10 protein-coding genes and 2 pseudogenes are annotated in these 11,529 nt (G+C 42.5%); 9 read left to right on the top strand and 3 right to left on the bottom strand.

The genetic code is table 11. The features are described from left to right. The 7 genes from LC574_RS07940 to gshB form a co-directional block, all read left to right on the top strand. Positions 1 to 293: tetratricopeptide repeat protein (locus LC574_RS07940; protein WP_229452613.1), on the top strand; the 293-nt coding region annotated here is incomplete at its 5' end. A gap of 89 nt (positions 294 to 382) precedes the next feature. Then, the gene (locus LC574_RS07935) at positions 383 to 637 is read left to right on the top strand and encodes a UPF0175 family protein (protein WP_229452616.1); all 255 of its coding nucleotides are present in this window, start codon (positions 383 to 385) and stop codon (positions 635 to 637) included. A 79-nt stretch (positions 638 to 716) separates the two neighbouring features. Continuing rightward, positions 717 to 1,136, top strand: a complete 420-nt coding sequence (locus LC574_RS07930; protein ID WP_229452611.1) for a DUF3368 domain-containing protein — start codon at positions 717 to 719, stop codon at positions 1,134 to 1,136. Between the two features lie 195 nt (positions 1,137 to 1,331). Then, positions 1,332 to 3,101, top strand: a complete 1,770-nt coding sequence (gene hflX, locus LC574_RS07925) for a GTPase HflX (protein WP_229452615.1) — start codon at positions 1,332 to 1,334, stop codon at positions 3,099 to 3,101. A gap of 240 nt (positions 3,102 to 3,341) precedes the next feature. Next, positions 3,342 to 4,097, top strand: a complete 756-nt coding sequence (locus LC574_RS07920; protein WP_229452609.1) for a hypothetical protein — start codon at positions 3,342 to 3,344, stop codon at positions 4,095 to 4,097. Between the two features lie 48 nt (positions 4,098 to 4,145). Continuing rightward, positions 4,146 to 4,418, top strand: a complete 273-nt coding sequence (gene grxC / locus LC574_RS07915) for a glutaredoxin 3 (RefSeq protein ID WP_100900687.1) — start codon at positions 4,146 to 4,148, stop codon at positions 4,416 to 4,418. A gap of 236 nt (positions 4,419 to 4,654) precedes the next feature. Beyond that, a complete protein-coding gene (gene gshB, locus LC574_RS07910; protein WP_229452607.1) occupies positions 4,655 to 5,629 on the top strand; it encodes a glutathione synthase in 975 nt (324 codons plus the stop codon). A gap of 817 nt (positions 5,630 to 6,446) precedes the next feature. On the opposite strand, the gene ftsZ is transcribed toward gshB, so the two are convergent. The 3 genes from ftsZ to LC574_RS07895 all read right to left on the bottom strand — a co-directional run bounded on the left by ftsZ (position 6,447) and on the right by LC574_RS07895 (position 9,513). Next, positions 6,447 to 7,745, bottom strand: a complete 1,299-nt coding sequence (gene ftsZ, locus LC574_RS07905; protein ID WP_229452605.1) for a cell division protein FtsZ — start codon at positions 7,743 to 7,745, stop codon at positions 6,447 to 6,449. Between the two features lie 60 nt (positions 7,746 to 7,805). Then, the gene (locus LC574_RS07900) at positions 7,806 to 8,090 is read right to left on the bottom strand and encodes a hypothetical protein (protein WP_229452603.1); all 285 of its coding nucleotides are present in this window, start codon (positions 8,088 to 8,090) and stop codon (positions 7,806 to 7,808) included. 571 nt (positions 8,091 to 8,661) lie between these two features. Next, on the bottom strand, positions 8,662 to 9,513 hold the full coding sequence (locus LC574_RS07895) for a cell division protein FtsQ/DivIB (RefSeq protein ID WP_229452601.1): 852 nt from the start codon (positions 9,511 to 9,513) through the stop codon (positions 8,662 to 8,664). A gap of 978 nt (positions 9,514 to 10,491) precedes the next feature. On the opposite strand from LC574_RS07895, the pseudogene LC574_RS07890 reads away from it, so the two are divergent. Next, positions 10,492 to 10,869 (top strand): annotated as a pseudogene (locus tag LC574_RS07890) (ATP-binding protein); the annotation flags it as partial. Next, positions 10,869 to 11,438, top strand: a pseudogene (locus LC574_RS07885) (GAF domain-containing protein); the annotation flags it as partial. The pseudogenes LC574_RS07890 and LC574_RS07885, both read left to right, overlap by 1 nt. Positions 11,439 to 11,529 lie beyond the last annotated feature (91 nt).

The raw sequence follows: 11,529 nt of genomic DNA, 5'->3' as shown, positions 1-11,529 counted from the left end.
AACCAGATTTACACGAAGCTTGGTACAATCGGGGCAATGCGCTAGGCAAATTAGAACGCAATGAAGAAGCGATCGCATCCTACGACCAAGCACTGAAATTTAAACCAGATTTACACGAAGCTTGGTATGGCAAAGCTTGCTGTTATGCTCTACAAGGTAATATTGAACAGGCACTAGAAAACCTACAAAAAGCAATTAATCTAAGTCCTGATGAATGGCGTGAATGGGCAAAAACCGACTCTGATTTTGATGGTATTCGGGAAGATGAGCGGTTTAAAGCTTTAATTCAATAACCGCTATAAAGGCTAGACTAATGTAGCGATTAATGTAGCGATTCGCCTTTACACTTACACTGAAATTAAAAGCGATCGCCCTGATAAAAATCATGTCACAACTTAAAATTGACTATCCAGAAACTTTACCAGATGCTTTACAGCAAACGCGAGAACAGTTTGAACAAGAAGCAAAAATGGCGATGGCAGTTAAACTATTTGAAATGAAACGCATTTCTTCTGGTTTAGCTGCACAGTTAGCAGGTATAGATAGGGTAACTTTTTTACTTAATTTACACCGTTATGGTGTAGCGATGATTGATTTAACAGAAGAGGAACTTATATCTGATTTAGCGAATGCTTGAAACTAATATAATTGTTATCAACACAGCACCACTTATTTCTATAATAGCGGCAACAGGCGATTTAAGAATACTTTAATCTTTGTATACTCAGGTTTTAGTTCCCTTTGAAGTTTGTCAAGAAATACTTGCTGGAGGTGCAAGCGGATTTGCCGTAAGTGAATTTGAGGATGCAGATTGGCTACAAAAATTGCAAATTCCCTTAAATAATATTTCTCCATTCTTACTGAATTCTTTAGATTTAGGAGAAGCTTCTGTTATCCAACTTGCGCTCAACGAGAATATCCAGACTGTTTGCATTGATGAATCTGCTGGTAGACGAGTTGCCAGGTTAAGCGGTCTTTCTATTACAGGTACTATCGGTATTTTGTTGCGTGCACACCGAGAAGGATACCCTATTGATATTAAACAAGCAATTGACAGAATGATTGCTCGTGGAATTAGGCTAAGTGAAACTATTATCAATTTTGCACTTAAACAAACTGGTGAAATAGATCATTAAATTTTGTTCTGAGGCGGCGCGTGTTGTTACCATTGCTCAATTTGTGAGTTACTACCACCAAAATAGCGTCAAATCAATACCCCCCGTGAACTAATTCACAATGCATCCCTCAAAGGAGAGAGATAGGAGCCTAAACCCTGTTATAAAATAGACATATAAGGATTCGGGGGGCCATTTAACTGGTCATAAACGCCTATAGAAACTATTTTTGGAAATCTCCAAGGTTTGAAGTCCAGCCAGCTGAAGCAACTACAGCGGCTGTATCACCAGCGTATACCGGGCGATCGCATCACCACGTCCGAGTTTTCCCAGCGTCTGGCAGCAATTAGCACAGAAGTCAATCAGCCTGTGTGCGCCTACATCAACCGTCGCGGACAAGTGATTCGCGTCGGGGTAGGCACACCGCGTCAAACACAAATACCACCCCTGGAATTGCCCCGTTACGGTGCAGAACGACTCAGTGGTATTCGTTGCATCGCCACCCATCTCAAGGCAGAACCGCCAAATGAGGCGGCACTCACGGCTATGGCACTGCAACGCTTAGATGCCCTAGTTGTACTAAACATTACCGGAACAGGATTTACACGACGGGGAGGTGGTGCGACTGGGTATGTCAAAGAAGCTTATCTAGCTCATCTGACACCCCAAGAGTCTCGCACCCTGATTCCTAGTCCTGCTGCTGTCAAGGTAGAGGAAAGCCAATTCGGCTTCGCTCACTCTAAACAAATTCAATCCTCAAGTTGGAATATATCGCCACCTCTGGGCTTGGATGATTTGGCAGAGCAGGATTTAGTAAACTTGGTAGAAAATCTGGAAGCGGAATTCCAGCGTGAATTTGTCGCCCAGGAAGTAGATTCTGACCACGATCGCGTGCTAATTGTAGGGCTGATGACCAGTGAAATAACTCCCCTACAATTCCAAGACACCCTAGTAGAATTGGCGCGTTTAGTTGATACAGCTGGGGGAGATGTATTACAGACAATACAACAAAAGCGATCGCGCATTCATCCCCAGACAGTAGTTGGCGAAGGTAAAGTGCAAGAAATTGCTCTAACTGCCCAAACACTAGGAGTTAATCTCGTTGTCTTCGACCGCGACCTCTCACCTTCCCAAGTCCGCAACTTAGAAATGCAAATTGGTATCCGGGTGGTTGACCGCACCGAAGTAATTTTGGATATCTTTGCTCAACGCGCTCAGTCCCGTGCTGGTAAATTGCAAGTAGAACTAGCACAGTTAGAATACATGCAGCCGCGACTTGCTGGTAGAGGTCGCACCATGTCCCGATTGGGTGGTGGTATTGGGACTCGTGGTCCTGGTGAAACAAAACTGGAAACTGAACGCCGTGCAATTGGGCAGCGCATTTCTCGACTGCAAAAAGAAGTGAACCAGTTACAAGCCCATCGTTCGCGGTTACGGCAGCGACGACAGCATCGGGAAGTTCCTTCAGTGGCTTTGGTTGGATATACCAACGCTGGCAAGTCCACTTTGCTGAATGCGCTCACGAATGCAGAAGTTTATACAGCCGACCAGCTATTTGCCACTCTCGATCCTACTACCCGCCGTCTGGTAATTCCTCATGGCGAAGCTGATAAACCTCAAGAAATTCTGATTACAGATACGGTAGGGTTCATACACGAACTGCCTGCATCATTAATGGATGCCTTCCGCGCCACTTTGGAGGAAGTCACAGAAGCCGATGCTCTACTACATTTGGTGGATTTGTCTCACCCCGCTTGGTTGCGTCATATTCGCTCAGTTAGAGAAATCTTGGCGCAAATGCCAATAACTCCTGGGCCGGCGCTGGTTATTTTTAACAAGATTGATCAAGCCAATAGTGAGACACTAGCTCTAGCTAGAGAAGAATTCCCCCTAGCGGTGTTTATTTCTGCGAGTCAGCGCTTGGGATTAGAAACCTTACGTCAGCGTCTTGCCAAGCTAATTGAATACGCCGTTGACAATAGATAGTTGAAATTTAATACATTTTGAATTCCACAAAGCTCAGTAAAACTACTGAGCTTTTTATGTATATAAAGCTTAAAATAAAGTATTTTTGAAGATGAAATATGTATTATAGACAACCTGTTGTTCAGTGTTTAGAGTGGTGTAAGGCTTTTTCTTGAGCGCTTTTGACTTTGATGGCTGGCAAGCAGCAAATTCCCATCTTAGCAACTAAGTATTGCCATTCTATTTAACTTATCAATTAACATGAAAAATCTCTTTTCAACTTCAGCAGTACCATCCTTTTTAGCTGCAACTGCCGTTGTAATATCATCCTCTGTTTTTTCCCCTGCTAATGCCGCTTCCTTTACATATAACCTGGATTGCGTTATCTCTGGAACTGTAGGTACAAAGAAGTATGATGGTGGAAGTACCTGTGCTAAAGTAGACACCTCTTTTGGAACGCTTACCATTAAGGACAATGCAACTGATGCAAAAAAAGTAGATGTTGTCATCGATCTAGCAGGAACAAACAAGCATAAAATTCAAACATTTGATTTGAATTACAAGGACGACAAATTTGATAACAAGAGTTTGTTTGAAATATCGGCAGCTTCACCTTATGCTGTTGCGAAGAAGAACGCCATTACAGTAGACGAAGACAAGCAAAAAGCAAGTGGCTATAAAGGTAAATTAGATTTAGAAATTAACCCATCATCTACTGGCGCAAGCAATGATGGCTTCACTGCCACAATTTCAGCCAAGAATTTTGATCTCAATGCAGCAGACTTTAATTTTCAAGATACTTTAAATCAAATATTCGCGGCAGTTCATATCGGTAATTACGGTGTTAAACCAGGAGAATCTGGTAATAATTCAATCTGGGTAGGGGCGAGTTCTTATTATCAGGCTCCACCTAAACCTAAATATGTGCCTGAGCCAAGGACAACAGTTGCTCTAGCTTTATTTGCTCTGGGTGCTTTGGGACTTCTCAAAAAAACAAACAGTCTGCATAAGAGTTAGTACCAACGTTCTAAAATTAAGAATGTATTACATTAATTTGAGGACATTATGGCTGCAAAAGTAGAAATTTACACTTGGAGGACTTGCCCCTTTTGCATTCGTGCCAAAAGTTTGCTGAAGAACAAGGGAGTTGAATTTATCGAATACAGCATTGATGGAGATGAGGCAGCCAGAAATAAAATGGCTCAAAGAGCAAATGGACGGCGCTCTCTACCGCAAATTTTTATCAATGATGATCATATAGGTGGTTGTGACGATATCCACGCTTTAGACAGTCAAGGCAAGCTAGATGAGCTACTAACTTCTAGCAAGAGCGTGTAGTTTCAGAAGGTATTACTAGAAGCTAGCGACAAGCCGCTACACACGGCAGTCGCTACAACTCTGGAAAGCTACGCGCTGCCTTGTTTACGGACTTTTTTCTCACAAAAGCCATATCTGTCCACAAGACTTTACCCTCCAGATTCCACTCAGCACTACATATATACGTCAATTGGTGAGAGCATCAAGAGATAATAATTGAATAACCATTTAATTTCTTGGTGATTGAGGTATAAAGGGTGAAACTGGCTTTTATCATTGATCCCATCCATCTGCTTGACCCGTGTCATGATACCAGTGTTGCCCTAATTGAAGCAGCGCAAATCCTGGGACACGAAGTTTGGGTGACTCAAGCAAATCTGCTGAGTGTGGTGGAGAGCAAAGCTTGGGCTGTCCTACAGCGAGTCGAAGTTGTACCAGTGCAGTTGGTAGAGGGACGCTGGGTAGCGGTGAATCCTTGGTATAAGTTGAGCGATTCCGGCTTAACTTCTTTAGAGACAATGGACGCCGTATTTATGCGGACAGATCCACCTGTAAATGATTCCTACCTCTATGCCACCTACATTCTAGATTACATTGACCAAAATAAAACCCTGGTGATTAACAGTCCTAGCGGCATCCGAGGGGCAAATGAAAAAATGTACGCCCTCCAATTTACTAAAGCGATTCCAGAAACGATTGTCAGTGCTGATAAGCAGTTTATCCGGCAATTTGTCGAAGCAAAGGGGGCTGCGGTTCTCAAACCACTGGGTAACAAAGCTGGGGAAGGAATTTTATTTTTGCAATCAGGCGATCGCAATTTTAACTCTATTGTCGAACTCAGTACCCTCCAAGGTCGAGTGCCTGTAATGGTACAAACCTATTTACCGGAAGCAAAAGCAGGAGATAAGCGAATTATCCTACTCAACGGCGAACCAATTGGTGCGCTCAATCGCCTCTCTAGCGGAACTGATTTTCGCAATAATATGGCTACTGGTGGCACAGTCGCTCAAACCGAAATTACCCCAAGAGAGTATGAAATTTGCGCCCAAGTAGCCGAACGGTTACGCCAAGACGGCTTAATTTTTGTGGGTATTGATATTATTGGTGGCTACTTAACTGAAGTTAACGTCACTAGTCCTACTGGAATTCGTGAGATTGATCGCCTAGATGGGACTCACCTTGGTCATGAGGTTATTCAATGGATTGAACAGAATTTAAAAAGCAAAAAATAAATGTTTTTTATTTTTTGCTTCGTGTCCTATTTTCCAGGAAACAGACTTCCTTCGGACGCTTGCGTGGGTAACTCGCCCACGCAATTGAATTTAAGTAAGTATATTTATTTATACCGTATATAGGAATCGTATTTGATTTTTGAAATTATCTACGTAGGCGGGGAGTGGGTAGAGACGCGATTAATCGCGTCTGTACGGAGTAGGGAATAAGGAATTAGGCTTTTCGAGTTGTACCGAGCTTTTTCAGAAATCAAATATTAGTCCTATATGAGTTTAATGCATCGCAAAGGTAGATGTAGCGATGACTACGACGGGCTATAACGCTCTCTACGAGACGCTGCGCGTAGCAAGATCCCCTGTAAGGGTACGAAAACTCGCTATCGGCGTCGCATCTGTATTCGGGCAGATATTCTTCTTTATGAGAAGAATTCAGAACTCAGGAGCGGAGCCGGAGACGCTCCGCCTCCGGTCAGAAAAAAGCCATGAATTCTGTACGAGTGGGTGATGAATATTGGTTAAAACCTCGCCCCTGGTGGGCGAAACTAAAATAAATATTTTTCGTAATCAAAACTGTATCCCCTTGTGGGTAGAGTTTTCTGAATTCTGAATTCTGTCTTCTGACTCCTTTTTATTTGTTCCAAAAGCAAAGCTGGACATGTGAGCCAGCAGACTCCTGCCCAAGTTCATTCTATTTCTTTGACACTCCCCGCGATAAATCGACTGCCTTTAGTAAAACCCTGAAACTAGCAGATTTTATACAGCACTCAGCCTAACCTGAGACTGCTAATTTAATCTAAAACCTCAAATCCAAAATCTTTTAATTCCGTGGTGTACGTCGGTTTCTCAGGAAATCAGGTATATCCAATCCAGGTTTTTCTTTTGGTTCTGGAATTGGAGTTGGAGTTGGAGTTGGAGGATTAACAGCTGGTTGCTGTGTTGTTGGTCGCTTCGAGGTATTAGGTGCTACTCGAACATTAGCCACGCTTTGTTGTTGCACAGCTTGCACTTCACCTGTAAATCCGGTGGCAATTACAGTAATTCTTACCTCACCTTGGAGTCTGTCATCAATTACAGCCCCAAAAATAATATTGGCGTTGGGATCAACTACTTCATAAATTGCTTCTGCGGCTGCATTTACTTCATGCAAAGTCAGGTCAGTACCACCTGTAATATTAAAGACAACTCCTCTAGCACCTTCAATAGAACACTCGAGTAATGGTGAAGAAATAGCTGCGATCGCAGCTTCTCTGGCTCTAGATTTTCCAGAGCTAACGCCAATTCCCATCAATGCCGATCCCGCATCTGCCATCACAGCTCGGACATCAGCAAAGTCAACGTTTACCAATCCAGGGATCGTGATGATATCAGAAATACCTTGCACCCCTTGACGCAGTACATCATCTGCATAACGAAAAGCTTCTTGCACAGGTGTTTGTTCGGGGATCACTTCTAGTAGTTTGTTGTTGGGGATAATGATCAGTGTATCTACCCTACTCTTTAGTCCTTCAATACCTTGTTCCGCTTGGCTGGTACGGCGGCGTCCCTCAAAGACAAATGGACGTGTTACCACACCAACAGTCAGAGCGCCCATTTCCTTTGCTACTTCTGCCACAATCGGGGCTGCACCTGTCCCAGTACCACCCCCCATACCAGCAGTGATAAATACTAGGTCTGCCCCCTCCAAAGCTGTAGCAATTTCGTCTCGTGATTCCTCTGCTGCCTTTTGACCAATGGCAGGATTACCACCTGCTCCTAAACCCCGCGTTAGCTTCTGTCCAATTTGTAATCTACTGGGAGCGCCAGCTAAGGTAAGAGCTTGGGCATCAGTGTTAATTGACCAAAACTCTACCCCAGAGACATCAGATTCGATCATGCGGTTAACGGCATTCCCACCGCCACCACCTACACCAATTACTTTGATGTTGGCAACCCGGCCAGGAACAATCTCGCCAATTCGGCTATTTTCCGCAGAAATCTTTTTATTCTCGTGATTTTGTCCGAAGTTCAACCCAGAGTTATTAAAAGGATTGGTCGAGTTAACTGCCAGAGAGAACCCCGGCTGTCCCGTAGATTGGGAATTTTTATAGTTAAGTCCTTGGTTATTATCAAGTGTCATTGGATTTGTCAAAGGGTAGATAAACGACTTTTTCAGGTGTTATTCACCTCAGAGTCAACTTTAGTTTGACAGTGCCACAATACTAGGACACTGTTCTTTATTGCTTTCGCTACTGCCAAGCCTAACAGAATTGGCTGTGCGAAAATTTGCTATGGGATAGGCTTTTAGGGCAGCCGATCGCACAGCCAATTCTAGAGAAGTATACCTACATTTATCTAAAAGTGATCTGTATAACTTCAACCAGACATTAATCGCTTCATTATTCTCAGCAGAGGGCAGAACTTGTAAATACACACTACAGCGCATCTTATCTACCTCAATAATATTGTTAATAGATTTCACCATTAGGGATAGCTGCAACTTTAGACACAAAATTTACTTTATACTTACTTATCCCTAAGGTTGAAGTAAGCAATAATTTACTTGTCAGACTATACCTGATTAATTTGTTCTTTGGGGGGTCTTAATGGACACTTTGTTCCAGCAATAGTCTATCTTACGAGAACCCGCACTACTGTGGTCAACAAATCAAGATTTTTCCAGAGGTTTCGTAACCCAATAGGAATTACGGCACAGAATAGTCTAAACTGATTGCCCAGAAGCAATGCTTACGCAACTTTGCGCGGCATTTTCCTTTACAGATTGAAACTTCGGTAAACTGCCTTTGGAATAGAAGGCGTTTTGCACGCCATAGCCCATCATCAGATTGTCGGACATCTTGCACCCTACTATTAGATGTTAGGGGTCATAATTGAAAGTGTTTTACTCGTAATAGAGATTTTAAGATTTATCTTCTCATTTTAATTAGAAGTTAATGCCGATTTTCGTGCGGTTTGCTCAAAAACTGAAAATAATAAATATATTTATCAGCATAAAGCTTCTTAATTTACTAGGAGCTATCAATACATTAAACACGCTAGATGTTTTTAGGGGTTTTGGAAGTTAATTTTTGTTTTTGGTTCATCTGTACTAATGGAATTTCGGGATTTTTCAGATCAATATACTCTATTTGGCCGGAATTAACTTTTGCTGCTAAAGGGCGCATTTGGGCGAGTACTTTAATTTGTTCAGACAGTTGGGGGCCTGGAACGCCAAGATGTACATTTCCTAGTTCTGTTTTCAAAATTAAATTCGCTGGATTTTGGCAATCAATTTCTATCACTTTTACCGGACTTTGGCTTACAGCTTGATGAAGTTGAGTCCAGTAGAGACAGTATTGTTTAGGCAATCCAATTACTCTGAGATTAGGTAATTTTTTGGTGGGATTCAGTGATGTGTATTTTTCTAAAGGCATCCAGGCCCCGCTTGCATCTAGTAAGCCGATTGTGACTTTTTTGTTGCCAGCGCCCTGATTTTGCCCACTTGGTGTTTGAGTTACGGCTACAGGGACTCGTTCTTGGATTTCGATGTTTAATCCAGGAGGAAACAAGCGGCGTCTAACGATCGCTTGGGCAATTGTTGGTTGTTTCTTCAAAGAGTTAGCGATCGCAGCCGGTTCAATCCGCCACAAAGATTGGGGGTAAGATAGCACCAACAGTGATTGAGTTGTCTCATCCGACAGGGACTGATTGCCTGATTTGATCACTACTTGTTTGGGACTTTTTAGCACCCACACTGGTTGGACTGCCACCCATAGCAATCCAAGCGCCAAACTGGTAATGGCAAAAGTTCGCCAAATAGCTTGAATAATTCTCATCTGCCTCTGCCGACGTAATTTCTTACGACGTTGGGCTAGATCGGTGTGGGAAACTGATATTATGCCAGCCATTCAAACCCCTTTCTGGTTACAATCCAAATTCATTGACGCGCTTGTAAGTAGATGGACAAAAATATTTACAGTCATTGCGAGCGAAGAGAAGCAATCCCAGCCGCAAGCGAATTGCTTCATTCCGCTTCGCTCCATTCGCAATGACGTTGTGTAATTAATTCTGTCCTACTACTTATCATTATTAATCTCAGTAAACACTGTCGGCATCTGTTAGCCGTCCCAAGACTTTTTTTTATTTTTAGTAACACTTTACAGTAACTACACAACGAACGTAGCGCTAGTCATGCTTCCAATTAAAGTTTCCGGTGTCCATTCTTAACTTACTGTTGTCTTCTTGACAAGCGATCATCAAATATTTTGTCTCTAAAGATTACAAAATATTAATTTAGATATTTCTAATTTTATGCTCTTGACAAATAAAACCTAAAATGATATTCAAACTTTCCTAAATCTCTGTATAGCTTGCTATAATTCATACCAGTCCTTATCATTAGCTATCCAAACTGGGAACTATATGATGTAGTAGCTTTATTTACTGATTAACTCAAGCCTACAAGGTTTGTGCTAGGTCAAACAAAAGCTACAGATTGTCAAAACCTCAATAGCAGGAGTAAAAAAAACAGATATGCTTAAGTTTACTAGTACAGCACGGCGTAAATAAACATACCCTTCGGGTTCACCAGTCGCCTGCGGAGGGAAACCCTCCCGCAGCGCTGGTTCACCATTTCAAATGGCGCAAGAAGCTCGGAATACAATTATGCATGACTTTTGACTTCCGCTTTGCGGTACTAGGGTTAACTAAATCTCTACCATACTACTGACAGTGATCTGTAATAAGTGCTGTCTTTTGCAAGATACTACCAACTTGCGAAATAATCGTGTGCCTACATCCAGACTAAAGATTTTTTGTATAAAAAATACAAGTTAACTGCATCCACACACACATCTACACACACATCAACATACACCTCTAGATACATGAAAACGACATTAAATTTGTCACGTTTTTATAAAGCATGTAACCCAAGCTACACACTTAATATAAGTAACGTGCTAGATCGCCAGTATTACATAGATTTTGCTGATGTCCGTGGTTGCAAGATTGTGGAAGAATTGCAGCGGACTATCATTCGGATTTCTCCTGATGAGCCAACCTGCCAGTTATTTACGGGTCACATTGGCTGCGGGAAGTCAACGGAATTGCAGCGCCTCAAGACAGAACTAGAATTGGCGGGATTTCATGTAGTTTACTTTGAGTCCAGTCAAGACTTGGATATGGCGGATATTGATGTCAGCGATATTTTGCTGAGTGTAGCCCGTCAAGTCAGTGCCAGTTTAGAAGGCATTAACATCAAACTCAAGAAGTCCGTCGGTTATTAGAAGTGGAACGAGTAGCAATTTATCGCTTCTATCTTGATTGGAGTGGCGAATTTGTCGCTGATTCTATTGTTGATGGCTGGACACCAATGGTTAAGCCGCAGCCTGTGACAGAAGGCGTTTTTGTACAAGGAAAGCAAGCGGGTAAGTATGCACGGAATGAAGTTTTTGTCCCAATTTCTCAGGGCGAGAAGTTATGGGGATTGCTAGTAGCTTATCAAAATTCCCAGCCTCGTTATTGGCAAGATGAGGAAATCAATTTATTGGCACAAGTTGGCGCTCAATTGGGGGTAGCATTACAGCAAGCTGAGTCTTTGAAACAGATGCAGGTGCAAACCCAAAAACTGGCTCAAGCTGCTGCACGAGAACGAAAAGCAGCCGAAAGACAGAAGGCATTAGCCGCAACAGTGGAGAAAATTCGCCAGTCTCTTGATATTCATACCATCTTTGCCACCAGTACAGAAGAAGTCCGGCGGCTATTGGAAGTTGATCGAGTGACAATCTATCGATTTCAGGCTGATTGGAGTGGCGAATTTGTTGCTGAGTCTTATCTGCTTTCAAATCGGGATTTTCTAATATCGCAATCACCCTTTGGGCAAAGTCTGTGGGGTTGTTGGGTTGGGCAAGAAAGCCGTTACG

This window comes from Nostoc sp. CHAB 5715 (assembly GCF_020829685.1).
Lineage (GTDB): Bacteria > Cyanobacteriota > Cyanobacteriia > Cyanobacteriales > Nostocaceae > Nostoc.
Note: the sequence above shows the minus strand (reverse complement) of the source record. Positions and strands in the feature narration are given on the sequence as shown.

Excerpts from the sequence above, each read along its gene's own strand:
- ftsZ (WP_229452605.1), bottom strand. The coding sequence starts at position 7,745 with ATGACACTTGATAATAACCAAGGACTTAACTATAAAAATTCCCAATCT.
- LC574_RS07900 (WP_229452603.1), bottom strand. The coding sequence starts at position 8,090 with ATGGTGAAATCTATTAACAATATTATTGAGGTAGATAAGATGCGCTGT.
- grxC (WP_100900687.1), top strand. The coding sequence starts at position 4,146 with ATGGCTGCAAAAGTAGAAATTTACACTTGGAGGACTTGCCCCTTTTGC.
- LC574_RS07895 (WP_229452601.1), bottom strand. The coding sequence starts at position 9,513 with ATGGCTGGCATAATATCAGTTTCCCACACCGATCTAGCCCAACGTCGT.
- LC574_RS07920 (WP_229452609.1), top strand. The coding sequence starts at position 3,342 with ATGAAAAATCTCTTTTCAACTTCAGCAGTACCATCCTTTTTAGCTGCA.